Genomic DNA, 26,394 nt, shown 5'->3' with positions numbered 1-26,394 from the left:
CCGGTGCAATACCGAACTCATTTTATCCAAGCTGCCTAAATCAAAATAACCGTGTCTAACTTTTAGGGGTCACTTCAAAATGAGGAGCGTTTTTTTATGGTGGGATCGTTTGGAATGCCGTCTGTAACTTGTGTAGACGAATGCAGAAGCAATCAGTGCTGCCTATGCAAAATTCTCTAAACGCTCTGAAGCAATGATTCATTCATACAAAAAGCATTGACGCCAAGCGAAGACTCCTGTAAAATATGTCAAAATCATAGAAAAATTCGATGAAAAAGAGAGTAATTGATGGGACAACTGGAAAGCGAGTTAGGGATGGTGTGAGCCTAATACAGAAACCATGAATGAAGCGCACTTTGGAGAAGGTTCTCGAACTAAGAGTAGAGAATAGCGGGGCGTCACCTCGTTAACAATGGAAAGTGGTCATTATGAATGGCAACTAGAGTGGTACCACGGGATTACTATGCTCTCGTCTCTAATTATAGAGGCGAGGGCTTTTTTTATTGAAAAAAGAGGAGGATATACATGAATCAACAAATTGCAAAAAGTATTGCTGAAATTTTAAATCATCAGCTAACAGCTCAAGACGTGGAACAATTACTAGAAAAACCAAAAAGTTTAGAAAGGGGCGATATGGCATTTCCCTGCTTCACCTTGGCTAAAATATGGAAGAAGCCCCCTCAACAAATTGCAATAGACATCGCAAGCCAATTACAAAATGAGATAATCCATCAGGTGCAATCTGTCGGTGGCTATGTCAATATTTTTCTTCATCAAGTAAAAGTGACACAACAAGTGTTGGGTCTTATCATGCAGGAACAACAAAACTATGGTACGAATCAAGCAGAAAGGGGATGTGTCGTCCTTGACTTTTCTTCGCCCAATATTGCTAAACCGTTCTCTATGGGACATTTACGTTCAACCGTCATTGGTAATGCCTTAGCCAATATTGCAGTGAAAAATGGTTATCAGGCTATTCGTATTAACCATCTAGGGGACTGGGGCACCCAATTTGGCAAGCTAATCGTTGCGTATCAAAATTGGGGTGATAAGGAAGCCATTACAGCATCCCCTATAGAGGAATTATTAAAGATTTATGTTAAATTTCATACTATGGCTGAACAAGATCCTATACTAAATGAAATGGCACGTGCTGCCTTTAAAGCATTAGAAGATGGTGATTCAGAGGCTTTAGCGTTGTGGCAATGGTTCCGTGATGTATCATTAGATGAATTTCAGACTATTTATCAGCTGCTAGGCATCAAATTTGATGAATTTACTGGAGAAGCCTTTTACAATGATAAGATGACAAAGGTTGTAACAGAGCTACAAAACAAAGGGTTACTTATGGAATCGGAAGGTGCATTTGTAGTGGAGATGGAGGAAATGCCTCCATGTTTAATAACAAAAACAGATGGAGCTACACTTTATGCAACACGAGATTTGGCTGCTGCCTTTTACCGACAGCAACAGTATCAACCCAACAAAATTTTCTATGTAGTGGGTAATGAACAAACTCTTCATTTTAAACAATTATTTCAGGTGATTGAAAAAATGGGATATGGCTGGGCAAAAGATTTGCAGCATGTACCATTTGGGATGATGCTTAAAGATGGTAAGAAAATGTCGACACGTAAAGGCAAGGTGGTATTATTAGCTGATGTTTTAGCCGAGGCGATTGCGACAGCTAAGCGTAATATAGAAGACAAAAACCCTCATTTACAGCAGAAAGAGCGAGTGGCTCAGCAAGTAGGAGTTGGAGCGGTAATCTTTAATGACCTAAAATATCATCGTCTAAACGATATAGAATTCTCCATCGAGCAAATGATGAATTTTGAAGGAGAAACGGGGCCATACGTACAGTATTCCTATGCACGTATTTGCTCCATCTTGGCAAAGGGAAATGTGCCTTCTCAATTGAAGTCATATGCTCCACTAGGACAACAGGCTTGGTCAATCATTTTATTATTGGAACAATTTCCGCAAGTGGTGGACGCCTCATTTAACCAGGCTGACCCATCGCTCATCGCGAAATATGCTTTACAGCTAGCGCGCTTATTCAATAAATATTATGCACACCAAAAAATATTAGCCGATGATGCCCAGCAAGCTTCACGTCTTGCGCTCTGTCATTGTGTAGCGATCGTCTTAAAAGAGTCACTAGCTTTACTGGGTATTGAGTCGCCAGAAAATATGTAGGGAACGGACCACTTACCCAATCATTGACCATTTATAGAATACATGGTAAAAGAATAAAAGAAAACTCTTCTATTGATTGGCAGCAGAGAGGATTAATCAAATGAATAAAAAACAATGGACCGTTTCACTTATCTTAGTGGTAATGAGTATATTTTTAGTCGCACTAAATATGAGACCGGCTGTAACAGCGATTGGACCACTCTTTAATGTCCTTATGATAAATTTACACGTATCCAATACAAGTATGAGCTTTCTGACATCTATTCCTGTTTTTTGCATGGGTTTATTTGCTCCTTTTGCTGTACCATTTCAGCGCAAGCTTGGCACAAAATTAGCAATCGTGCTATTAATGGCTATTCTTGTCTTCGCAAATGGGCTGCGCTTATTCCAAGAAAGCTATCTTTTATTAGTGGTTACAAGTTTTGCAGCTGGCTTGGCCATTGCGATGATTGGCCCTATATTAAATGCGTATAGTAAGAAAAAATTCCCTCAACGCTTTACGATTGTTATTGGAATTTACTCATTTGGTATAGGCGTTGGTGCGACATTAAGTGCAGCTTTGACTGTGAACTTTTATCACTATTTTGATAATCAATGGACAATAGCACTAGGGATTTGGGCCATACTTGCTATGGTCTCACTAATTATATGGAGCTGGGTAATCCCAAAAGAACAAGGGGCAGATGTTCAAAATTCGGCCAACAACGAGCCGGTACGTAATCCTTGGGTAACAGGTCGTGCTTGGCTGATCGTATTGTATTTTGGCTTACAAACCTCATTGTTTTTCTCAATGATGTCGTGGCTTACACCTCTTTTACAGGACAAAGGCTTGACGCTTGAGGTAGCGAGTATAATGCTGACATTTATGTCGATTATACAAATGATGGGTAATATTGCTGTGCCCATGCTTATGGAGAAATGGACAAATCGATTAGCATGGGTATTGGCGTTAGGCTGTTTTGGGCTGATAGGTTTTACATTATTATGGCTTATGTCAGGGATCTATTTGTGGTTGGCCGTATTTATTATCGGCATTGTTTTAAGTGGGCTATTTCCGATTGGTTTATTGTTACCGCTTGATGAGGCTAGAAATGATCAAGAAGCCAACAGCTGGTCATCCATGGTATTTTCAGGTGGCTTTATGTTAAGTGCCATCATCCCAGTTTTGATTGGCGTTTGCTATGACATGACAGGCAACCATACATGGACGTACGCCATCTTTCTAGCATTGATGCTTGGAATAATTGCCACGACAGGGCTACTACGAAAAAATTAATTCGAGAAGACATGCCATTCAAAATGCATGTCTTTTTTTCTGTCAAAAATATTTTGAAGGCCTAAAATCCATCCATTTTCATAGCAAATCGGAGAATCCATTAATTTTAATAGGTAGAATGAAATAGAACTGAAGGGAATAATGTATTTTACTACTATTTTAATTACAATAATTATATTATGTAAACTTGAAACATCCTAAGTCCTTGATTATGATAGACAAGAGAGATAGTTGAAAAGAAAGTTTTGGTGAAGGTATGTATAAAAAGATGCTCGTATTAGGAGCGGCGGCCATGCTGTTGACAGGTTGTGACAGTCAAATTGGTGCAGGTTGGTTTCAAGCAGAAAAAGCAGAGGTGCCAACAAAAACAGTGGCCAAGCAAGAAGAAAAGATAGTGCCTGAGGTTGAGGTGATAGGTGAGCATGGAGTTGGTGCAGGCATTATTATTCAGCAAAAGGAGGATGAGCTTTATATTTTAACTAATGGCGCACTGGTAGCCTCAAAGCCAACCGCCCTTGTGAAATTTGGTCAGGATAAGCTAGTGGCAGCGAATGTTCATTTCATGTCAACGGCACATAATGTTGCACTTTTGCAAGTGACCTATAAAGCGAATGTGCAAGTTCCAAAAATGTATGAAGGGGAGCTCAATCAGCTGTCAGTTTACGTGAATGGCTTACCTTATACGATTCAAAAATATCAAGATAAAATAGCTGCCTATTATATTGATACACAAGAAAAGCTACCATTAGGGAGCCCGGTGATGGAGGCGGAAAACGGAGCAATTGTGGGGCTTTATTTTAACCGCCAGCAGCAAGGAGAAGCACAACCATACATATTGCCGATAAAGGAAATTCAACCATTTATGCAAAAATGGTTAAAGGATGGCATGAAGGCGAGTGTACGCCTATCCCAATCAAAAAATTTATATCCTTATATAGAGCAGGGGGATCAAGAAACCGTTCAGCAAGCCCTCGAGCAATACGGTGAAAATATTTTTGCGTATAATAAAGATGAAATCATTCTTTTTTTAGATACATTCCATAAGCATTTAAAAGGAGCTGTAACTATTCAAGATGCAAGTGTCATGGAGCCGATAGTAGGGTCAGAAGAATTGGAAGACACTCTGGGCGGCATGGTTGCTTACTATGCCTCTAAGCAAGCGAAGATTCATTTCTCGAACACAGACATTCAAGATATTCGTATAGTGAATCAGCATCTTCAGGTACGAGCTAAAACGGAGTATGTATTGACCAATGCAGCAGGGCAGGAAGCTCTTGCCCATTCCATTATGCTTTACGAAATTATGAAAAATGAACAGGGCGAATACAAGTTACTTCGTCTTACTACTGAGGAGTGAACTTTGCATGGAGCAAGCAAGACAAATGCTACAGCATCATTTTGGCTATGAAGCCTTCAGGCAAGGACAAGCCCAAATTATTGAACAAACATTACATGGACAATCAAGCCTGTGTGTGATGCCAACAGGTGGTGGGAAATCCATTTGCTATCAGATTCCTGCGTTAATACTTGAGGGGCTGACAATTGTCATATCGCCCCTTATTTCTTTAATGCAAGATCAGGTGGAAGCTTTACGAGCAGCTAATATTCCTGCTGCCTATATAAATAGTACATTAACAGCACAAGAAGTGAATGAAACGATGCAGCTAGCTAGTGCTGGTTATTTAAAACTACTTTATATCGCACCTGAACGACTGGAAAGTGCTTCCTTCCTTCAAGCATTGTCCTATTTATCTGTCCCATTAATTGCGGTAGACGAAGCTCACTGTATTTCACAATGGGGTCATGATTTTAGACCAAGTTATCGCTCCATTCAAAAGCTTTTTACACTGTGGCCGCAGAAGCCAGCTGTATTAGCTCTTACCGCCACTGCGACACCTGCTGTTTGTGAGGATATTCGGCATTTATTAAACATTGACGAAAATGCAACAGTGATGACAGGCTTTACGCGTGATAACTTGGCACTTTCGGTGCTAATTGGAGAAAATAAAGAACGTTATATTAAAAATTACTTACAGAAAAATAAACAGGAAGTCGGTATTATCTACGCCGCCACACGAAAGGCGGTAGACGCGATTTATGACATGCTTAGTCGTACTGGAGAAGCAGTAGCCAAATATCATGCGGGGCTATCAGAGGAACTACGTATGGCAGAGCAGGAGCGATTTTTAAAAGATGAGGCGCGTATTATGGTGGCTACCAACGCCTTTGGCATGGGAATCGATAAAAGCAATGTGCGCTTTGTCCTGCACTATCAAATGCCTCGGAATATGGAGAGCTATTACCAAGAAGCAGGGAGAGCTGGTCGAGATGGTCTTCCAAGTGCTTGTATATTATTGTATGCCTCCGGTGATGTTCAAACTCAGCGTTTTCTTATTGAGCAATCGCAAGACGAGGCACGAATACCACAGGAATTAGCGAAGCTCCAAACAATGGTCGACTATTGCCATACAGAGGGCTGTCTTCAAAATGCTATTTTAGCGTATTTTGGTGAAGTACAAGAGGAGCCTTGTGGTCGCTGTAGTAATTGTAATGATGGTCGTACCGTGATGAATGTGACAGAGGATGCACAAAAGGTACTGGCTTGTGTTGTACGGATGGGCCAAAAATTCGGCAAGACGATGGTAGCACAAGTACTCATCGGCTCCAAAAATCAAAAAATGACGGAATTTGGGTTTGCTCGTTTATCCACCTATGGTATTTTGAAGGGACATTATTCGTCTAAAGATGTCTCGAACTTTATTGAGTTTCTAATTGCAGAGGGTTTATTGGCTGTTAAACACGGCACATATCCAACTATTTATGTGTCAGCCGAGGGCAAAGAAGTACTACTTGGCCAACGACAGGTCATGCGGAAAGAAGCTGTAACGGTTAAAAAACTGGTAGATAATGATCCATTATTTGAACATTTACGTGTGTTGCGAAAAGAAATTGCAGATGAAGAGAAAGTACCGCCATTTGTAGTATTCTCGGATAAAACATTGCGTGAATTATGTGACAAGAAGCCAGCAGAATTGGACGATTTACGCCACATAAGCGGCATTGGTGAAGTGAAATTTGATAAATACGGCAAACGTTTCTTTGAGGCGTTACAATCGTTTTTAGAAACACCCATCTAGGACAATTTTCGATCAAGCACGTGCTTTTACAAAAAAGAGAGGTGTCTCAATGAAATGGTTGAGGCACCTCTAATTGTTTATTGATCCCAATGCTTAGTTATAAATTCATCACGGCCGGAAATAGCACGGTCTTGCTGATAGTGATTAGCTTCTTTTTTATAGTAATCTTGGTGATAGTCTTCCGCAGGATAGAAGCGTTCAGCATCCCGAATTTTGGTTACAATAGGTTTATCGAAGCGTCCACTAGTGGCAAGCTTTTCTTTCGAGGCCTCGGCGATTTTCTTTTGTTCATCCGTGTAAGTAAAGATGGCTGTTGAATAGGACTCTCCACGATCATGAAACTGTCCGAAAGCATCAGTGGGATCAATTTGCATCCAATAAATGTCTAACAGTTGTTCATAGCTAAAAATGGCTGGATCGAATTCAATTTCGACGACCTCTAGATGGCCAGAAGTCCCTTTCTTAACATCCTCGTATGTTGGGTTTTCTAAATGACCGCCCATATAACCAGATGTTACTTTATGTATACCATCCCACTCGACGAATGGCTTAACCATGCACCAAAAACAACCGCCAGCAAAAGTAGCTTTTTCTATCATGTACATCATCCTTTCTTTTGTGAAAATATTATAGCATTGTTTGGCGAAAAAACTGAGCATTTGGGTGTAAAATAACAATAAGATAGTTGAAGTTGGGACTTCCTCTATCAACAAATGAAACTTTCCGGCTAATCAATCGTTACATTAACTATAAAAAAATAGAGGAGTTAGTCATTATGGAAGAGCAAGATTATACAAGACGCTCACAACGTCCTAAAAACCGAAAGCTTCGTAAAGGGAGAGCAATTTTCACATTATTATTACTGTGTATCATAGTAGTGGCAGGCTACTCGATTATGCAGTACCGCAGTGGACTAAAGCTTGCCAATCAAACACAAGTCGAGCAGGAGGATTTCTCTGGCGATACGTTAAAAGGCGATATTGAAAATTACTTAATTCTCGGTGTCGATACACGTGGCGAGGAAAAATCTCGAACAGATACGATGATGGTATTATCTTGGAATAAATCAAACAACGATATTAAACTGGTATCCTTTATGCGGGATATTTATGCGGATATCCCTGGCTATCAATCCTATAAGCTTAATACAGCGTACTACTTAGATGGGGTACAGCTACTTAAGGATACACTAACAAATATGTTCGGCTTACCGATTCACCATTATGCCCTTATTGATTTTAAAAACTTTGAATCGTTGGTGGATATTTTAGCACCTAATGGTGTTGAGATGGATGTTGAGAAGGATATGTCCGAAAATATTGGGGTAGAGTTGAAGCAAGGTGTACATCATTTAAATGGACAGGAGTTACTAGGCTATGCACGCTTCCGTCATGATGCAGAAGGTGATTTCGGTCGTGTTGCTCGTCAGCAAAAGGTCATAGAGGCTTTAAAAAATGAGCTTTTGACACCTGCGAATGTATTGCATTTACCAAAATTCGTAGGGGCAGCACAAGGCTATATTACAACCGATTATTCTTCTGCTGAAGAAATGCAACAAGTGCTAAAATTACTATCAAAGGGCAAGGTGAACATTGAAAAAGCAACGATTCCAATCGAAGGAAGCTACCAATTCCAAAACTTTAGCCATGCCGGCGATTCGATCGTGATTGATGTGGAACAAAACAAAGCCTTTTTAAGCGATTTTTTAGGCATTTCACTGGAGTGATGTTTAGCAAAATCCAGCATTATCCTGTAATATAAAGGTAGAGTTTTTTGATTGGGGTGGATATATGGAAAAAGAAAGACCAAAAGAACGTTCAAACCTGTTAGCAACCAAGTTTATTCGTTTCTTAGGTGGTAGAAACCTATTATTTACGCTGGTTATTTTATTATTAGTTGCATGTGTTATTTTTATGTTTAATCAAGTTTCCTTTATCTTTACCCCGCTTCAAGTGTTATTTGAAGTCGTCATTTTACCAGGGGTATTAGCTGTCATTGGGTACTATTTATTACGTCCATTATTGGCGATATTGGTTAGATGGCGTATTCCAAGAATTTGGGGTATTTTAATACTCTACATCGCGGTAGTTGGGGTCATAACACTGCTCGTTGTGTTGGTTTATCCGTTTTTACGTGACCAATTTACGAACTTAGTGCAGGAATTCCCAGAGTATTTTATGAAGTTTACGGAAAAATTTGTTGCATTCTTTAATCATTCACGTTTTAACGATTATTTAGATAAAATTAACTTTGACTACAATGAAGTGGTTAAAAACTTTACTACTGATATGGTAAAAACTGTGAAAGATACGGCTACAAATATAGCACAGGGTGTAGCATCCGGTATTACGGGCTTCCTATCAACGTTAACAGGCATCGTCCTATCGCTTGTAACCGTACCATTTATCTTGTTTTATTTACTAAAAGAAGGCGAAAAATTACCGAAATTTATGCTGAAAGTATGCCCACCGCGTATGCGTAAAGAAGTGACTGAAATTTTCCATGATATGGACAAGCAAATAAGTTCTTACATACAAGGGCAAATTTTAGTATCTATGTGTATTGGTGCAATGGTCACAATTGGCTTCTTAATAATTGGTATGAAATATGCTTTATTGCTCGGCTTCCTTGCGATGATTACAAGTGTAGTGCCTTATTTAGGTCCTGTTATTGCCATCACACCAGCCGTTATTATCGCTCTTGTCACATCACCATTGATGTTGATTAAGCTAGCGATTGTATGGACGATTGTTCAGTTAATTGAGGGAAAATTTATTTCTCCACAAATTATGGGGAAATCGCTCAGTATTCACCCAATTACAATTATCTTTGTATTATTAACGGCAGGCTCGCTATTTGGTGTCCCTGGGGTCATTTTGGGGATTCCAGGTTATGCAATCTTTAAAGTGCTTGTGACTCATCTATTCAAGCTATTTAAACAGCGCTATAACCGTTATGAGGATGATGTTCACCAAAAATATGATGTATAAGAGGATACAGCTACTTCGCTTGACAGTAGCTGTGTTTTTAATAGGAAAAAAAGAACGGGGGAAAATAGCATGACCTACATACCTATTAATTTTCAAGAAAAATTTGCAAAATTCCAAGAGCACTGGTCTCCAAAGGTAATTGCTGAGATGAATGAATATCAATTCAAACTGGTTAAAGTAATCGGAGATTTTGTATGGCATAAACATGATGATACAGATGAAGTGTTTATGGTGATTGAAGGGGAGCTTGTCATTGAATTTCGTGATGGAGAAGTAAGATTAAAGGAGGGTGAAATGTTTGTCGTACCACGCCAAGTTGAACATAAACCTTACGCTGCAGCCGAGTGTAAAATTTTGCTCGTAGAGCCTGCTGGGGTAGTAAATACGGGTGAGGAAAAAACTGCGCTTACTGCTGAAAATGATGTTTGGATTTAATGAATAAAACCCTTCTAGCATGTTGTTAGAAGGGTTTTCTATGTTAGTTTTCTTGTAGTAATTGTACTTGCGCTAAACGATCGACAGCTTCCTGAAGGATTTTCGCTGGTTGCACAAGTGCTAAGCGCAGATAACCTTGTCCTGCCGTTCCAAATACAGTACCTGGAACCGTAACAATGCCAACCTGCTCAATCAATTTAAAAGCGAGTTCGGTGCAATCCATATCATATGGATACTTTGCCCAAACAAACATCCCACCGTTAGAAGGTGCTGCGTCCCAACCTAGTGCCTGTAAGCCATTCATCAATGTTTGATGACGCTCAGAAAAGGTTGCACGTAGGCTTGCTGTAATTTCTTCAGCGTGATCGAGGGCAACGACAGCTGCATCTTGAATAGGCTCAAAAATACCGAAATCTAAATTCGATTTTAATTGCTTTAAAATCGCAATCATTTCAGCATTTCCTGCGATATAGGCAATCCGTGTTCCTGCCAAACTAAAGCTTTTGGAAAGGGAGTTAATTTCCATCCCTACTTCTTTTGCACCTGGTGTAGCAAGGAAGCTAATCGGTCCATCGCCCGTAAAATAAAACTCAGAATAGGCTGCATCATGCAGAACGATGATGTTATATTTTTTAGAAAAGGCAATCACTTTTTCAAAATATGCTAAGGATGGCATCGCTGGTACTGGATTTCCTGGTAAGTTTAAAATTAATAGCTTTGCTTTATGCGCAATATCTTCTGGTACAGCGTCTAAGTCTGGAAGGTAGTTGTTGTCAGCTGTTTGAGGCATGTAATAGGGTGTTGCACCAGCTAAGTGAATGCCTGCGTCATACGCAACGTATGCTGGGTTTGTCGATAGCACGATGTCTCCAGGATCACAAAAGGCCATTGGAAGATGCACTAAGCCTTCTTGAGAGCCAATTGTTTGAATGATTTCAGTAGTAGGATCTAAATCAACGCTGCTACGGCGCTTATAGTAGCGGCTGACAGCCTCATAAAAACGCTGTGTGCCTGTAAGTGTATAGCCATACGATTCAGCTAAACCTGCTCGATAAGATAGATGTTCGCGAATTTTGGCATGTGGAGGAAGATCGGGGCTTCCTAAGCTTAAGTCAATCAGAGTCATGCCCTTTGCTTGCTGCTCTCTCGCAAAATTTTTCAAATCTCCGAAAATTGCTGGTGTAAATAATGACATTTTTTTAGATGGTACGATTTTCAAGACTAGTACACTCCTTGTAGTTGTATAACAGAATAGTAGTTCACATTTTATCATACTAAAGCGAAGAAAGGGACAGATATTCTGAAAAAAGAAAATATTTATATAATGTAGAGGATGTGCGCATAGGCTAGCGAAAATGGATTGCCTAATGTTGGGGAAACCTACTGTAAATTCCGTAAATGTAGAAGTTGTATTATACTTACTATATAGTTTTTCAGTGGGAATCATGGAGTAAACCGATTCATCAAACATCTCTATCAAAGCATGAGGAACAGCTATAAAGATTAATTAGCATAAGAGGGGGGAGGACTTTGAAGGTATATTCGTTAAGTGGACCAAGCGGCACAGGAAAAAGCACTAGCGCTCTATCTTTTGCCCATAAAATTGGCGTACAGGCGATTATCGATGATGGATTACTCATTGTCAATGGCGTGAGAGTCGCAGGAGTTTCTGCTAAATTTGAAAAAAATACAATTACCGCTGTAAGGCGTGCCATTTTTACCGACCAGGAGCACCGTGAGGCAGTCAAGAAGGCGCTAGCAAGCCATCGAGTGGAGTCTATTTTACTAATTGGGACGTCAACGAAAATGACAAATAGTATTGCGAAGCAGCTGGAGCTAGGCGCTATCGAGCATTATTATGATGTGGAAGATATTCGTTCCTTTAAGGACATTCAAAAAGCTCGTTTTATTCGACAAACACAAGGGAAGCATGTTATGCCGATCCCTTACCGACAAGTTGAGCAAAATTTCTTTAAGCGACTGGTGCTAAAGGGAATGGAGATTTTTTCAACAAAACGTGAAAAGATTGGGGAAACAACCATTGTTCGTCCTGATTTTCAACGGGAGTATATTGAGATTAGTAATCATGTTTACGTCCAGCTACTTACGTATTGCTGTCAACAACAGGATTTTGTGCAAAAGGTGGAGCAAGTCCAATTTGTACTTGGTGAACAGGTCCAAGCTATTTTGTCCCTACAGGTAAGGCTACCGATTGATTATCCGTTAGCAGCACGTTTATATAACTTACAACAGGCGGTGCAGACGGAATTTTATCAGCATTTTGGCTATGAATTGGATGCTATCCACGTTCATGCCAAATCAGGTATCCAAAAGAAAAAATCATAAAAAACTCTTACTCCTGTCACTTTAGGAGTTATTTTGCACTTATTTCAATCGTATAAGGAAATATAAAAAAGCCCAATTTCTTAGCATAAAAATTGAGAAATTGGGCTTTTATCGTTGCTCGGGTTTAATATTTATTTGATTCCAATTACTAAACTGCCTCGTGCGGCTTCAACAAGTTATTGTTTGTTGTATGTAAAACTTTATATGTTGCTCTCAAAATATTGCTGATACCAGTTGAAATAAACTTTCTTTAATCAGCTTGATTTTTACGATGAACCTCAGTAAGATCTTTTAAATAATATAATGAATAGTCATCTCTAATATCCACTTCAAAAAAGTAATGATTTTTAGTTTCTATATCTTTAACTTCTATTTCAAACAAACCCATTCCTCTCATGTAATCGATTTCTTCAGGTTTTAAATTTTCTCTAGCAATGCCATAGTTAGTTTCCATATAGTTTTCCACATAGTTGTATACGATAGCGTTTCGAGATTTAGAATTAAAATAATTGTAATTAACAAAAATAACTACTATACAAAATAAAAGATTAAAGATAATTATTTTTTTCATTTACCTCTCCTTCCACCATATCAAGTATCAAGACTATATTTATTAATGATTTCCATTTTTTAAACTAGTAAAATGCGATTTTAGTGTCATTACCTAGCAATTTCAATATAATTGCAGAGTTAACGTTATATTTATATCACGTATAGTACTATTAGGAGCTAACGTTTGACCTCTAACATTGTACCTGTGGAAGCGTAGGTATTTCCAAGTCCAGGTGCAGGTACTCCTGTCGCCAGTGGGCGAGAAGAGTACCTATTTTTATTTGGGCTGACGCGTAAACTGTGGCTGGCGTTTTTCAACGAATGCTCGACAACCTTCTGCAAAATCATTGCCGACAAATGGCGTGGAGCCTTTCCATAAGGCTGGAACACTATCGAGGCATTCTTGGACAGACTGCTTTACTGCCAGTAAGGATTCAGGAGACATTCCCGCCACAAGCTTACCCATGCGGATCATGTATTTATTCAAATCCTTCTCTGCTACAAGATAATTGAGCATCCCAAGCTTATAGGCTTCCTCTGCTTTAAACATTCTTCCTGTAAACACTAAATCCTTTGTTGTGGCTGGGCCAACAAGCTGTACTAAACGCTGTGCAAATTTATTATTTAATGTAATCCCTAATTTACCAACAGGAATGCCCAGTTTGGCTTTGTCAGAGCCAATACGAATATCACAGGCTAATGCTAATTCCAAGCCAGCCCCCATTGCAGGCCCATTAATCACACCAATCGTAGGGATAGGCAAGCGCTCAATAGTGGAAATGGTCTTTTCCATATGTATAAACGCCTCTTCAGCCTTGTCGAGAGAAATGGCATTAAATTCTTTAATGTCAGAGCCAGCAGTGAAATTTTGTCCTGAGCCTCGTAAAATAAGGACTTTATTTTTGGGATTATCTAATACTTGCAGGGCAATTTTTGCTAATTGATCCCACATATTTGCGGTTAATGCATTCTTCGCCTGTGGTCGATGGATCGTAATAATTGCTAGCCCAGCAGTTTCTTGATAAATAATTTTTGCGTCTTCTGCTTCCAGTCGAGTCGTCTTTACTTGCATTTTAGAGAGCCCCCTACATATTTGTCTATACCATTATTATATAACACCATAAACGATAAACACGAAATTATACGAATTTTCATATAAAATTGCGTTGTTATACAAAAATAGATGGAATAAATAGCAATTGTCTTACAACAGAGGAATGGAATTTACTATTGTAAGAGAGCAAAAGATGTGAGAAACTAATAGTCGAACATTTGTTTCTTTATGATGCAAGAAGCACTTGAATGATGGGAGCATGTATGAATCTAAAATACAGATTATCCGACACTATATATTATTTAGAAAATAAAAACATACGCTCCACATATATAGTAAAATAAAACTAACTAACGCACAGCACACAAGGAGGGAGCCTATGGTCACACTCAAGGAAGCGTGGAACAGCTATATTTTGCTATTGCAGTCATTAAAAAAAAGTGCAGCAACGATGAAGCAATACAATATGGACGGGCAGCATTTTTTATCATTTGCCCATGAAAAAAATTACTTGTATGTAGATCACCACTTTCAAGAGTTATTACAAATCTATGGTCACTATTTAAAGGAAACCTATCACAATATCAATACGTTTAATCATAAAATAGCAACTATGCGTGGCTTTGTAGACTTTATTTTCCTACGAGAATGGATAGAGCCCTTTGATTATCAACATATTTTACAGCCGAGGAAAAGGCAAAAAGAGGCACTACAAGTACTTACAAATAAGCAAATCGGGCAAATGGCTAATGTTTGGCCTATTTATTTTCAATATGCAAAAACAGCAGAGCATGCATGGCTGGCGAGACGCAATGGTTGTATTGTGCAGGTTTTGATGGAGACAGGGTGTAAGCCAGCTGAGCTTGTACGAATGAAGTGGTCGCATTTCCAAAAGGAAAAATCAACTCTTTATATTGCGAATCGAAATGGACGCCGCGAGGTAAAGTGTTCGCCCATACTTATGGACATGCTAGCGCATTATCAGGAAGAAACAGAAACCATGCATGACAAGGAAATGGGGGAATGGGTGTGGGTGAGCGAGGCAAGCCTGACAAAGCCGATTACAACGAAGACAGTGGAACGTATTTTTCAAACGATGTCCAAGGATATTGGGAAAAACGTCAGAGCCACCGATTTGCGTTATACTGTTATGCAAAGGGCGTTTCAACAAGAGAAAACATTGGAACATATTCAGCAAGAAATGGGCTATGTTCGCAAATGGGTACTAACAGAAAGACAACAGCGCTTTGAATAAAAAACGTGCAGGAATTGCGTGTTCTCGCCAATCCTGCACGTGTCAATAATGCTTATAAATGATTCAATGCTTTGACACTTACTTTTACGGTTAAATCATGCTTGCCTCCTGAATAAACCCCTTCAACAGGGCTTATATCACTATAATCTCGGCCAATACACAAAATAATATGGTTTTCTAATACTTCCACGTTATTGGTAGGATCCAGACCAATCCAGCCAATACCAGGTATCATGACTTCTACCCAAGCATGTGTTGCACTATCGCCGACGAGAGCTGAATTTTCATCGACATATAAATAACCACTAACATAGCGTGCAGGAATTCCTTTAGAACGTAATACACCCAGCATAACATGAGTGAAATCCTGGCATACTCCACGCTTTAGGGCAAATGCCTCACTAGCTGTTGTACTTACATCTGTTGCTGACGGGTCGTATGCAAAACTAGAGTATAAGTATTGCATTAAATTAAGCGAAAAGAGCACAGGATTTTCAGCATGGCCAATCGCATGAAAAACCTCTTCCAGCTGTTGCTCTGTCATATACGTAAAATGAGTTGCTTTTAAATAGGGAAGATAATGTTCATAAAATAGCTGTGAGTGAAAAATAGTCTGCATTTCAGGTGAATATTGAATACGATGAATAAATGGCGCACGCTGGATACTGACAATCGACGATGTATGAATTTCTAGTACTTGATGCTGCTCCGGGATATAAAATGAACCTACTGTATTTCCCCAAATATCCGTATGCTCACGGGTAAGAGAGGATGGAGTAATTGCAATTCGATAGGATAATAGCCGTTGACGCTCATCACTGCGTGGCTTTAAGCGAATCGTATTTAAACTTTGGTCGACTTCAGACTCATATTGAAAAATATTTGTATGTTGAATTTCAAATTTCATCGTGTCCGCTTCCTTCTGCTTACTGACTTGCCTGTTGAAAGGGAGCTGTGATGGATTCCTTTCAAGGTTGTACGCTGGGTTCATATAAATGATAGATTGTCGAGAATGTTTCGCTAAAGGCAATCCATTGACTCAATCTTTCCTCCATGATTGTAATGGCTTCCTCGACGCTCATTGTCCAAAAATCAAGATGATTGAATGCTAAAACAAAGCTTTTGATGGTCGAATGGAGCGTTAAACATTTTGGTGATAAAGGATCATGCTCGATGGACTGGAAAGCTTCTTCTAATTTCTTCAGACAAAACATGACCGAGCAAGGAACATGTTCATCCTGCCATAAATATCGAATGCCCAATAATAAATTTGTTTGGCGGTGCTTCTGCAAAAAGGATTCTTTTGCGGCAGCAAGCTCTAATAAAAATGTACCATCCATCTCATGAAGGGATTGGCCTGTTATTTTCTGTTGCTCGAGAATAATTAACGACATCCGCATCGTTTTTTCTGCTCTTTCCAGCCATTTCCCAATTTCCATGAAATAAAAGGGGAGATCGCGATCCATTGTGCCCTCGACCAGTCCAGTCACCATCCACAATGTCTTCCGCACTTCCTGTAAAAAAGCTTGAAGATCAATTAACGGGATAGGTCGATCCATTGTTAGTATGTCCTGCTGCTTCGTTAAATAAAAGGCATTTTGTATTTCCCATAGCTCCGCAGGTAGACGATCTCTTGTCACTCGGGCATTTTCTCGAATGGCACGTAAGGTAGCAAGGAGGGCGTTGCCATTTTTCTCGGAAAACAATAGATAATCAATTAATGGATTAACACGTAATGCTGTATAATTGGCTAAATACTCCTCCTTCGAGGCACAAATATTTAAAACAGCCTCCCAATGATCAATATAATCATGTTCTTGCCCAGATTGCTCCAACATATTCAACAGCTGTACCTGTAATATATGTGTATTGGTTTGTGTGCGTTCACTATACCGTGCCATCCAGTATAACGCGTCGGCTACTCGACTCAGCATGCTGCACCTCCTCCTTTAAAATCCATGTGTCCTTAGCACCGCCGCCCTGCGATGAATTGACCACAAGTGAACCTTCTTGTAAGGCCACTCGTGATAATCCACCTGGCAATACATAACAATCCTCACCCTTCATGGCAAACACACGTAAATCCACATGGCAAGGATAAAACCGCCCATTTTGAAAGGCTGGTGCTCTGGACAATTTTATGGTTGGTTGAGCAATATATTGGCATGGATGCTTCATTATTTTTCCCTTAAACAGAGCGATTTCTTCCTCACTTGCATGGGGACCAATGAGCATATCATAGCCCCCGGAGGCACTTACATTTTTAATGACTAGCTCCTGAATATGCTCTAATACCCATGCTCGCTGTTGCTCATCTTCTAAATGATAGGTTTTCACATTCGGTAATATAGGCTCTTCTTGAAGGTAATAGCGAATCATATCAGGTACATAGGCATACATCGCCTTATCATCTGCCACGCCATTGCCAACAGCATTTAAAATGGCCACATTGCCAGCTTGGTAAACTGCCATTAAATGAGGGACACCTAACAAAGAGTCCTCACGAAATGCAATCGGATCTAAAAAATCATCATCAATCCGGCGATAAATAATATCGATTTGTTGTAAACCGTAAATGGTTTTCATATAAACCTTCAAATCCTGTACGACCAAATCGCGGCCCTCTACTAGTTGAATCGTTAAATGCTGAGCTAAAAATACGTGATCATAATAGGCTGAGTTGTACATACCTGCTGTTAGCAGCACCGCTTTTGGTTCTCGTCCTTCCTCCATAGTAGGTGGACGATGAGCAAGCAGTGCTTTTTTCATGTTAGCCATCTGCTTATCCAGAGATAAAATAGTATGCTTAGAGAAAAATTCAGGATACACCTCCTTCATGACGTCACGGTTTTCAAAAACATAAGAAATGCCAGAAGGATTCCGTAAATTATCTTCCAGCACGAAATATTCACCATTCTCATCCCGTATTAAATCAATACCTGCTAAAAATATATGATTAGCATTTGGTACCTTAAGTCCATGCATGATTGGTGAGAAATATGGATTATTTTCTACCAGCTGTCTAGGAATATAGCCATCACGAATGATTCTTTGTTCATCATACACATCTTGTAAAAATAAGTTCAGCGCTTCCACACGTTGCTTGACGCCTACCTCAATAATTGCCCATTGTGTTTGAGGAATAATGATAGGGACACAATCAAAGGGCATGGTCCTTTCGGTTCCACCTTGTGCACCATAGACAGTAAAAGTAATTCCTTGTCTGAGAAAGCTTGCTTGTGCTTGCCGATATTTCTCTTCAAGTTGCTCCTGAGAAAAAATGGATAGCTTATGATGAAAAGATCGATAATGGGGCTTCGGTTGATTGCCATCAAACATTTCATCGAAAAACAGACTAGAATCATATAAATTCATCCTATGAATCCCTCCGAATTTGAGTAGTAATAAAAACATGGTACACTGTGAGTAAATACATAAAAGGAGCTAACATTCATGACAATCATTAATCTAATGCAAGCTTATGAACTTGATAAACTATCTAAATTAAATTATTCAGACGAAGAGATTTTGCGTGCTTTACGGGCGGGGGATGTATCAGCTTGGCAGGAACAAGTCCCAAACTATGAATTTAGTGAAACAATGGCACTTTTCCAGGATGGCGAACAAGAGTTCTTAGATGCGTTACATGGCCATTATCGAATTAAGTATGTAACATTGCCTGGCATCCAACGTTTATTGCATCTACGCTTTAATCTTGAAGAAGGGGTAGATTACCAACTTTTAGAAAATGGTATCCAACATTTGATGTGTGATGAGGAAACGGTCACAAAACTACAGCAAATGTTATCGACGAACTGGTCACTTAGAAAACAAGGCGATGAGAAGTACTCGGTTTTTGTAAAATAGTCAATTTATCCAAATAATCCCATGCGTGTTGTGAGACGAATCGACATGGGTAGTTACCCACCTTTCTAATTTTCGAGTCGCCTCACAAACCAATAGAAGTATACTAGATTTTAATATTCATCGAACGTCAACTTTATACCTAAAAACCAGTAACTGTCACAATTCTTTTCTTATTTAGTCAAAGGATTCCCTTTAAAAAAAGGGGATCTTTTTTTATTTGCATACACCGAATGTATGTTCTTGATAATAGGAAAATGACCTATTTGTCCAGATAAAGTTCCCAAATTTATATTTGGGAACGTTTTTTATGGTAAAATAGAGCAAATAGAGGTGATTGGAATGCAAAAAACAAAACTACCAAAAATCATGAAGGACTTTCTTGTTTATTTAACGACTATCAAAGGAAAGTCCCAGCGCACAAGAAAAGAATACGAATATGATTTGTCTTTATTTTTCCGTTTCCATACAGCTGTTCAGGAGGATCTGGATATAGAAAATTTAGCAGCAATTGATATTGCCACTATTTCAATAGAAGAAATTCGAGAGATTACATTGGAGGACCTTTATTACTTTATGGAATACTGTGAGGTACAGCGTGGTAATTCTGCAGCTTCAAGAGCACGTAAGGTGGCGACATTAAAATCCTTTTTCAAATATTTAAAAGGCAAACGGCGACTTATTGAGGAAAACCCAGCAGAGGAATTAGAATCGCCGAAAATTGGTCGAAAAAGACCTATCTATATGAATTTTCACGAAGCTACACAATTTATAGATGGCATACCAGTCAATCAGGCGTCACCAAGAAATTACTGTATGATGATGTTTTTCTTAAACTTAGGAATTCGTGTGACGGAGCTATGCCAGCTCAATATTACATCGATACAGGGACGTCATTTAACTGTTGTCGGGAAGGGTAATAAGGAGCGAACTGTCTATTTGAATGATAGCTGTATGCAGGCACTAGCAGACTATGAAAATAGTGGGAAAACACCGTATAAAGGGAACGGAGATGAGCCTCTTTTTGTTTCACAAAAGGGAACACGTTTTACGCGTCAAACGGTTGCCAAAATCGTGAAACGTATTAATCAGCAATCAGGTCTTCAAAAGGAGCGGCTTACACCACATAAGCTGCGCCATACTTCTGCAACAATGATGTATAAAGCTGGTGCTGATATTAGAAGCTTGCAGCATATTTTAGGGCATTCAAGTGTAGCAACCACTCAAATTTATACACATATTGAGGATGAGCAGCTACAGCAGGTTTTAGAAAACAATCCATTTAATATGGTGCAGGAAAGATGATTTACAGCCATCTCTGTCGAATATAATGGTATAACGAATAAAGGGGGTAGCGTATGCTATTATTAGCAAAGAATCAATTTGATGCTACAAGAGAGCAATTACTTCAGGAGATTAACCTTTTAAGTGATGCAGAATTTAATAGCAAGCCAGATGCACAAAGTTGGAGTATAGCACAAATCTGTCATCATCTTATTTTAGTAGAGGAAGCCACTAAGAAGGCTATTACTTGGGGCTTAACATCCCAAGAACAATTGGCTCCTGAACGAAAGGATATGCGACTGCTGTTAGACCGTACACGAAAAATTCAAGCACCAAACATAGTGGAACCTTCGGAAGAGCCCTTCCAGGTTCAAAGGATGCTGGAATCGTTAGCAACCACAAGAGCGGACTTCCTGGGATTTTTAGATACCATTGAGGATGCGGATGCTTTAACCAAGCGTACAATGAAGCATCCGGCTCTTGGTGAATGTCCACTCGATCAATGGATTGAGCAGATTTATCTTCATGAACAACGGCATATTCAGCAAATTCAGGAAATAAAAAATAACTGACAACAGACTCCATATTGATGTGAAAACCCATCTATCCTTTAAGCAGATAGATGGGTAATTTTTTGCGTGTTTATCATTAATCATTCTTTTCCATTTATGTCAGTGTAAAAGGCTTTAGCTGTACTGTCCACATACTCAGAAAAAAGCACACTCCCATGGCTATAGGGTTCCATGAGAGGGTCAGTATCCAACAAGTGATGCCAGTGCGAATCGGGAACGCAAAGATAGTTGCGGTCCATTAGAGGATGTACATCCTTCTTTATAAATTCATCATGGACAAAAACTCCAATAGCTAGAGGCGCTGCGAGTGTAGGTGTATTGGCTACCATTTCAAAGCCTAATATTAAAATGATTCCTGCAACCATTTTCTTCAAAGTGTTTATCTCCCGTAATCAAAAGGTTTAGAAGGCATCGTTATTTTACCATTGAATACCGTAAAACACGCCTTATTTTGGAAACACTACGTTCATAAGCGCAAAGCGATGCAAGTTTGTGGCGATTTTTTTTCTATCATAAATACTTGACGTTCCTCATAATCTGTTATATATTAAATAAAAATAAAAACAACTGTTATAAAACAGATTGAACCAAGGAGGAACTTTTCATGTCAAAGTATCGAGATGGGTATGAATTTTATTGTGAAATGTGTGAGCGTTATGGGCTAGAACCAATTTCTTTCCGCTATTATGTATTACAGCTATCACAGCAGCAGCTTTCTGCCTATAATATGCAAGCGAAGCAATTAGGAATTTAAAAGGATATGGTTATGATGGAAGCCGACACGAATATTTTATGAAAAGCCCAGCCATACTAAGTAAAATGGACTGGGCTTTCATCTTTTTGAAGCTAATTTCAGAACATTCATTGATTTCTAAAGTAGAGATGTAGATAGATTATCAAAATAAAATACAGTTATAGTTCCAGGAAAAGTAGCTCAAATGAAAGGAAGAATTAAAGATGACTGATTATCGAGAAGGCTATGAATTTTATCGACATATATGCGAGGAGCATGGATTAGAGCCCATTAATTTTCACTATTATATATTAAATTTATCGCAAGAGCAGTTAAATGCTTATAATGAGCATGCTAAAACATCTGGAGGATCAATAGAATATGAGGTCTCCTAACTATTAAAATGCCTTACTGCTCATAAGTGACAGTAAGGCATTTTTGTCTAATCAATTTTAAATTCTGAACAATTTATACGTTATTAGTTTTTTTGTATTTAATAGAGAAATAGCCTAAGGAAAATACTATCAATAGTACAAAAGTATTTAAAAACCTTAAAATTAGACAATTTTTTTGAGTTAATAATAACTAATATTTGTATTTTATATCAAAAACTATTCCAACCTTCCTGTGAATGATTGCATATTTGGGTTGAATTAACTGCTTTTCTAAGACTATAATATAATTACAGAAAAAAGGGCGATATACCACAACTTTATACCTCGCTGTAAAATAAAGCAAAAGTACCAAACCCTTCATATTTTAATGAATGGAGAATGAGAATGATGAATATCACGCCTAGTAGTAATCAAATGAACTACAGTCTTAAAGAATTGCAAGATATTTTTTCCGCTATGAATAGTTCCATTATTGTGGCAATTACAGATCGTACCGGAAAAATTACTTTTGTTAATGATCATTTTTGTAAAATTTCGAAGTATACGCGTGAAGAATTAGTAGGCCAAGATCACCGTTTACTGAACTCAGGCTATCATCCTAAATCTTTCTTTAGAGAGATGTGGAGAACAATTGGAAATGGTGATATGTGGAATGGCGAGGTTTGCAATCGTGCGAAAGATGGCAGTTTATATTGGGTGAAGACTACTATTTTCCCATTCCTTGATGAGCGGGGAAAGCCCTATCAGTATATCGCTATACGCGTCGATATTACAGCGCAAAAGGATATTAAAAAAATTACCCACATAGCCTATCACGATGAATTAACAGGGCTACCAAATCGTCGTAAATTAGAACAGCGTTTAGAAAATGAATTCCATCAATCTCGACGTTCAGGAGAAAAATTTGCGTTATTTTTCATTGATGTGAATCGTTTTAAACACATTAACGATGGACTTGGTCATATTATCGGTGATATGTTTTTAGTGGAAATGTCGAATCGTTTGAGAAATATTGATTATACCTCTAATTCTTTTTATCGTCACAATAGTGATGAATTTGTCATGATTTTAAATGATGTGAATCGTATAGAGGAAATGGCCAAGGAAATAATAGGTGTCTTTAATGAAAGCTTTGTCGTAGATAACTATGAATTTTATGCGAGTATTAGTATTGGCATTAGTATTTTCCCAGATCACGCAAACACGGTAGAAGAATTACTGAAAAATGCTGATATTGCCATGTATGCTGCTAAATCTACGCGAGGAAATCAATATCGACTTTACCGTGACAATATGGATGAAGCGAACGATAAATGGCTTTTACTAGAAACAAAATTACATCAAGCTTTAAAAAACGATCTTTTAGAATTACATTATCAGCCTAAAATCGATTTAAAAACAGACACAATTATTGGTATGGAGGCTTTATTGCGCTGGTCTGATCCCGAATTAGGGCATATTCCGCCAGATCGATTTATTCCATTTGCTGAAGAATGTGGACTCATTAATGATATTGGGGTATGGGTGCTAGGTAAAGCCAGTGCACAGGCTAAACTTTGGAATGAATCCCATAATCTCAGATTACGTGTAGCAGTTAATATTTCACCCATTCATATTAGTACTTCTGGCTTTGTAGAGATGGTGAAGGATGTTATTGCAGAAACAGGCATTGACCCTCAATTATTAGAAATTGAAATTACCGAAATGAGCATGCTCGATTATACAGAAGATCTAATTAATACAATTAATCAATTGAGAGCTCTTGGGATTACGATCTCCTTAGATGATTTCGGGACAGGCTATTCTTCACTAAATTACTTAAAAAAATTCCCTGTGGATGTACTTAAAATTGATCGTGCTTTCGTGCGTGATATCGTTCCTGAAAAATCAGGCATCGCGATGATTTCGGCGATGATTTCTTTAGCTCATGCGCTCAACCTACAAGTAGTTGCTGAAGGTGTCGAGGAGGAGGCTGAATTAAACGTACTTCGCGAGCATGGCTGCGAGTATGTGCAGGGCTATTATTTTAGCAAGCCTCTTTCTGTCGAGGATTTTACAAATGTTATTGTCCAGTCGTTCACTAATAGTTCCAGTTATTAATTGCTATTTATGAATGATTTTGCTAAAGTGAAAGATAATATACATGACAATTTGATGATGTGGCCAAGTAAGTTAGAATAGTGAAACAGAAAATATAGCATTTGCTGAGAGCTATATCACCGCTTCTTTACTGAACACCTACCACGGAGAAGTTATGAAAACATAACCGAGTCGTTTTCGTTACTAAACGCTAGAGGGTTTTAAGCTTAGCTTAAAGCTAAATTCAAGGTGGTACCACGTCATTCCAGCACAAAGACGTCCTTTATACAAGGACAGCTTTGTGCTTTTTTAATTCAGGAAATCGAATACTTAAAAAAATGGAGGTAAGTACGATGTCAAAACAACTAGAAGATTTTTCAAAATGGTATATCGAAACCATTCAAAAAGCAGATTTAATGGATTATACGCCAGTTCGTGGCTGCATCGCCTTTAAACCAGATGGCTACGAAATTTGGGAGCATATACAGGAGGAAATGGACCGTCGTTTTAAAGACACAGGCCATCGTAATGCGTATTTTCCTATGTTAATTCCTGAATCCTTCTTCCAAAAGGAAAAGGATCATATTGAAGGATTCTCACCTGAGCTTCCTTGGGTGACAGAAGCAGCAGGTGAAAAATTAGAAGAACGCTTAGCACTTCGTCCAACATCTGAGACGATGATTGGCCACCTTTATTCAAATTGGATTAAAAGCTACCGTGACCTACCTGTTCTCATTAATCAATGGGCAAATGTCTTCCGATGGGAAAAGAAAACATTGCCTTTCATTCGTACCTCAGAATTCCTTTGGCAGGAAGGGCATACGGCCCATATAGATGAGGAAGATGCACGTAAAGAAACGATGCAAATGCTAGACATTTATAAAGAAGTGGTGGAACAAGTTCTAGCAATTCCAGTCTATGATGGACAAAAAACGCCATCTGAACGTTTTGCAGGAGCTGTCGATACGTATTCAATTGAGGCGATGATGAAAAATGGGAAGGCTGTGCAAGCAGGTACGTCCCATTATTTAGGAACAAAATTTGCGGAAGCCTTTAACATAAAATATTTAAATAAAGCGAATCAGCACGAATATGTCCACACAACATCTTGGGGGACATCTACACGTTTAATTGGTTCAGTCATTATGGTACACGGTGACGAGCAAGGACTAATTTTACCGCCTCGAATTGCTCCAACCCAAGTAGTGTTAATTCCAGTAGGACCATGGAAAAAGAATCCTCAAATTATGGAGCAGCTGGATGCAATTTTTGCGGCTTTAAAAGCGAAGGGGATTCGCGTGCGACTTGATGATTCAGACCAATCGCCAGGCTTTAAATTCAATGAATGGGAACTAAAAGGAGTGCCTGTTCGTATTGAATTGGGACCACGAGATCTTGAAAACAATCAAGCATTATTGAAAGCGCGTGATGAGGACGAAAAACAAACGATTGAATTAGCAACTGTTGTGGCAGCTATTGAGGAAGAATTGACGACCATGCAAGCACGTTTACTAGAAAAGGCTCGTCAATTCCGAAACGAAAATACACATTCTACGATTGATACACTGCCACAATTACAGCAGCACATTGAAACAGCTAAAGAAAACGGCTCTATTCCGGGCTGGGTACTTGCTGGATGGTGTGGGAAGGATGTATGTGAGGAAAAAGTGAAGGAAGAAACAAAATACACAACTCGCAATATTCCATTCAATCCGCCAACAATAAAAACGACTTGTATTTGCTGTGGAAATGAAGCAAAACATACGGTTTGGTTTGCCCAAGCATATTAATAGTACACTAACCCCTGAACGAAAACTCAGGGGTTTTGTTCTTCTATGTGAAGAAATTGAATACATGCTCCAACGAATGAATCTCGGCATATGGCTGAATATCCGTGTCATTTTTGCGCATGGATGGATTAAACCATATGCCCTTTATATGTGCCTGTTGACACCCACCAATATCCTTTACTAAGTCATCCCCAATGAAAAGAGTATTCTCTGGTTTTACATTAAGTCTTTTTAAGGCAATTTCAAAGATCCGTCCATCTGGCTTACTCCATCCTACTTCCTCAGAAATAATGACCGTATCAAAATAGCGGTCTAAATTCGTATAGGATATTTTAGCTTTTTGTCTTTCTACGGAGCCGATGTTAAAACTTTATAAATTCTTACAAAATAAATTGTAATTATAAGGTTAAATTCCCTGTTCAACGAGTCCCGC

At 38.8% G+C, this 26,394-nt stretch carries 24 protein-coding genes, 1 pseudogene and 1 other annotated feature; of the genes and pseudogenes, 16 read left to right on the top strand and 9 right to left on the bottom strand.

Annotated elements, in window-relative coordinates:
* The first annotated feature begins 260 nt into the window (after positions 1–260).
* Positions 261–480 (top strand) — a binding site (T-box leader).
* Positions 481–525: 45 nt separating this feature from the next.
* The 4 genes from argS (at position 526) to recQ (ending at position 6,612) form a co-directional block, all read left to right on the top strand.
* The gene (gene argS, locus ACP3VS_RS23280) at positions 526–2,199 is read left to right on the top strand and encodes an arginine--tRNA ligase (RefSeq protein ID WP_426390146.1); all 1,674 of its coding nucleotides are present in this window, start codon (positions 526–528) and stop codon (positions 2,197–2,199) included.
* A gap of 100 nt (positions 2,200–2,299) precedes the next feature.
* The gene (locus ACP3VS_RS23275) at positions 2,300–3,475 is read left to right on the top strand and encodes a CynX/NimT family MFS transporter (protein ID WP_426390145.1); all 1,176 of its coding nucleotides are present in this window, start codon (positions 2,300–2,302) and stop codon (positions 3,473–3,475) included.
* Between the two features lie 256 nt (positions 3,476–3,731).
* Entirely contained in the window at positions 3,732–4,832 is a 1,101-nt protein-coding gene (locus ACP3VS_RS23270; RefSeq protein ID WP_031415868.1) for a hypothetical protein, read from the top strand.
* A gap of 7 nt (positions 4,833–4,839) precedes the next feature.
* Entirely contained in the window at positions 4,840–6,612 is a 1,773-nt protein-coding gene (gene recQ / locus ACP3VS_RS23265; protein WP_031415869.1) for a DNA helicase RecQ, read from the top strand.
* A 77-nt stretch (positions 6,613–6,689) separates the two neighbouring features.
* Here recQ and msrA read toward each other — a convergent pair whose 3' ends face one another.
* Positions 6,690–7,211 carry a peptide-methionine (S)-S-oxide reductase MsrA gene (gene msrA / locus ACP3VS_RS23260; RefSeq protein WP_012294459.1) on the bottom strand — a complete coding sequence of 174 codons (522 nt, stop codon included), beginning with the start codon at positions 7,209–7,211 and terminating at the stop codon, positions 6,690–6,692.
* A 176-nt stretch (positions 7,212–7,387) separates the two neighbouring features.
* Here msrA and ACP3VS_RS23255 point away from each other — a divergent pair, with 176 nt between their 5' ends.
* The 3 genes from ACP3VS_RS23255 (at position 7,388) to ACP3VS_RS23245 (ending at position 10,037) form a co-directional block, all read left to right on the top strand.
* Complete coding sequence (locus ACP3VS_RS23255; RefSeq protein ID WP_012294460.1) at positions 7,388–8,338, top strand: LCP family protein; 951 nt, start codon at positions 7,388–7,390, stop codon at positions 8,336–8,338.
* A gap of 64 nt (positions 8,339–8,402) precedes the next feature.
* Positions 8,403–9,602, top strand: a complete 1,200-nt coding sequence (locus ACP3VS_RS23250; protein ID WP_012294461.1) for an AI-2E family transporter — start codon at positions 8,403–8,405, stop codon at positions 9,600–9,602.
* Between the two features lie 69 nt (positions 9,603–9,671).
* Positions 9,672–10,037: a cupin domain-containing protein gene (locus ACP3VS_RS23245; RefSeq protein WP_031415875.1), complete on the top strand. Its 366-nt coding sequence runs from the start codon at positions 9,672–9,674 to the stop codon at positions 10,035–10,037.
* 43 nt (positions 10,038–10,080) lie between these two features.
* Here ACP3VS_RS23245 and ACP3VS_RS23240 read toward each other — a convergent pair whose 3' ends face one another.
* Positions 10,081–11,256, bottom strand: a complete 1,176-nt coding sequence (locus ACP3VS_RS23240; RefSeq protein ID WP_426390141.1) for an aminotransferase class I/II-fold pyridoxal phosphate-dependent enzyme — start codon at positions 11,254–11,256, stop codon at positions 10,081–10,083.
* Between the two features lie 311 nt (positions 11,257–11,567).
* Here ACP3VS_RS23240 and ACP3VS_RS23235 point away from each other — a divergent pair, with 311 nt between their 5' ends.
* Positions 11,568–12,383, top strand: coding sequence for an ATP-binding protein (locus ACP3VS_RS23235; protein ID WP_012294463.1), 816 nt, complete (start codon positions 11,568–11,570; stop codon positions 12,381–12,383).
* A gap of 250 nt (positions 12,384–12,633) precedes the next feature.
* Here ACP3VS_RS23235 and ACP3VS_RS23230 read toward each other — a convergent pair whose 3' ends face one another.
* The gene (locus ACP3VS_RS23230; protein ID WP_031415877.1) at positions 12,634–12,954 is read right to left on the bottom strand and encodes a hypothetical protein; all 321 of its coding nucleotides are present in this window, start codon (positions 12,952–12,954) and stop codon (positions 12,634–12,636) included.
* A gap of 258 nt (positions 12,955–13,212) precedes the next feature.
* Positions 13,213–14,007: an enoyl-CoA hydratase/isomerase family protein gene (locus ACP3VS_RS23225; protein WP_012294465.1), complete on the bottom strand. Its 795-nt coding sequence runs from the start codon at positions 14,005–14,007 to the stop codon at positions 13,213–13,215.
* A 361-nt stretch (positions 14,008–14,368) separates the two neighbouring features.
* Between ACP3VS_RS23225 and ACP3VS_RS23220 the strand changes: the two genes are divergently transcribed.
* Positions 14,369–15,244 (top strand): tyrosine-type recombinase/integrase, encoded by an 876-nt coding sequence (locus tag ACP3VS_RS23220; protein ID WP_099805136.1) that lies wholly within the window; start codon positions 14,369–14,371, stop codon positions 15,242–15,244.
* Between the two features lie 52 nt (positions 15,245–15,296).
* On the opposite strand, the gene ACP3VS_RS23215 is transcribed toward ACP3VS_RS23220, so the two are convergent.
* The 3 genes from ACP3VS_RS23215 to ACP3VS_RS23205 all read right to left on the bottom strand — a co-directional run bounded on the left by ACP3VS_RS23215 (position 15,297) and on the right by ACP3VS_RS23205 (position 18,619).
* Entirely contained in the window at positions 15,297–16,151 is an 855-nt protein-coding gene (locus tag ACP3VS_RS23215) for a transglutaminase family protein (RefSeq protein ID WP_198695546.1), read from the bottom strand.
* A gap of 61 nt (positions 16,152–16,212) precedes the next feature.
* Positions 16,213–17,178, bottom strand: a complete 966-nt coding sequence (locus tag ACP3VS_RS23210; protein WP_197149055.1) for an alpha-E domain-containing protein — start codon at positions 17,176–17,178, stop codon at positions 16,213–16,215.
* Positions 17,132–18,619: a circularly permuted type 2 ATP-grasp protein gene (locus ACP3VS_RS23205; protein WP_426390137.1), complete on the bottom strand. Its 1,488-nt coding sequence runs from the start codon at positions 18,617–18,619 to the stop codon at positions 17,132–17,134. The genes ACP3VS_RS23210 and ACP3VS_RS23205 overlap by 47 nt, the downstream gene beginning before the upstream one ends.
* Positions 18,620–18,697: 78 nt before the next feature.
* Here ACP3VS_RS23205 and ACP3VS_RS23200 point away from each other — a divergent pair, with 78 nt between their 5' ends.
* The 3 genes from ACP3VS_RS23200 to ACP3VS_RS23190 all read left to right on the top strand — a co-directional run bounded on the left by ACP3VS_RS23200 (position 18,698) and on the right by ACP3VS_RS23190 (position 20,964).
* Positions 18,698–19,111, top strand: a complete 414-nt coding sequence (locus ACP3VS_RS23200; RefSeq protein ID WP_426390133.1) for a hypothetical protein — start codon at positions 18,698–18,700, stop codon at positions 19,109–19,111.
* Between the two features lie 339 nt (positions 19,112–19,450).
* Positions 19,451–20,413 (top strand): tyrosine recombinase XerC, encoded by a 963-nt coding sequence (locus ACP3VS_RS23195; protein WP_036168290.1) that lies wholly within the window; start codon positions 19,451–19,453, stop codon positions 20,411–20,413.
* Between the two features lie 53 nt (positions 20,414–20,466).
* Positions 20,467–20,964, top strand: coding sequence for a DinB family protein (locus tag ACP3VS_RS23190; protein WP_416278075.1), 498 nt, complete (start codon positions 20,467–20,469; stop codon positions 20,962–20,964).
* An 80-nt stretch (positions 20,965–21,044) separates the two neighbouring features.
* Here ACP3VS_RS23190 and ACP3VS_RS23185 read toward each other — a convergent pair whose 3' ends face one another.
* Positions 21,045–21,338, bottom strand: coding sequence for a hypothetical protein (locus tag ACP3VS_RS23185; protein WP_426390131.1), 294 nt, complete (start codon positions 21,336–21,338; stop codon positions 21,045–21,047).
* 230 nt (positions 21,339–21,568) lie between these two features.
* On the opposite strand from ACP3VS_RS23185, the gene ACP3VS_RS23180 reads away from it, so the two are divergent.
* From ACP3VS_RS23180 to proS, 4 genes are all read left to right on the top strand, one after another.
* Positions 21,569–21,718 (top strand): hypothetical protein, encoded by a 150-nt coding sequence (locus ACP3VS_RS23180; RefSeq protein WP_004230023.1) that lies wholly within the window; start codon positions 21,569–21,571, stop codon positions 21,716–21,718.
* 203 nt (positions 21,719–21,921) lie between these two features.
* Positions 21,922–22,092 (top strand): hypothetical protein, encoded by a 171-nt coding sequence (locus tag ACP3VS_RS23175; protein ID WP_012294474.1) that lies wholly within the window; start codon positions 21,922–21,924, stop codon positions 22,090–22,092.
* Between the two features lie 384 nt (positions 22,093–22,476).
* On the top strand, positions 22,477–24,192 hold the full coding sequence (locus tag ACP3VS_RS23170; RefSeq protein ID WP_230584407.1) for a putative bifunctional diguanylate cyclase/phosphodiesterase: 1,716 nt from the start codon (positions 22,477–22,479) through the stop codon (positions 24,190–24,192).
* Positions 24,193–24,524: 332 nt separating this feature from the next.
* The gene (gene proS, locus ACP3VS_RS23165) at positions 24,525–25,961 is read left to right on the top strand and encodes a proline--tRNA ligase (RefSeq protein WP_036161675.1); all 1,437 of its coding nucleotides are present in this window, start codon (positions 24,525–24,527) and stop codon (positions 25,959–25,961) included.
* Between the two features lie 43 nt (positions 25,962–26,004).
* Here the strand turns inward: proS and ACP3VS_RS23160 are convergent.
* A pseudogene (locus tag ACP3VS_RS23160) lies at positions 26,005–26,319 on the bottom strand (HAD family hydrolase); the annotation flags it as partial.
* Between the last annotated feature and the right edge of the window lie 75 nt (positions 26,320–26,394).

Origin of the sequence: Lysinibacillus sp. VIII_CA (assembly GCF_049943995.1) — a bacterium.
GTDB lineage: Bacteria > Bacillota > Bacilli > Bacillales_A > Planococcaceae > Lysinibacillus > Lysinibacillus pinottii.
Note: the sequence above shows the minus strand (reverse complement) of the source record. Positions and strands in the feature narration are given on the sequence as shown.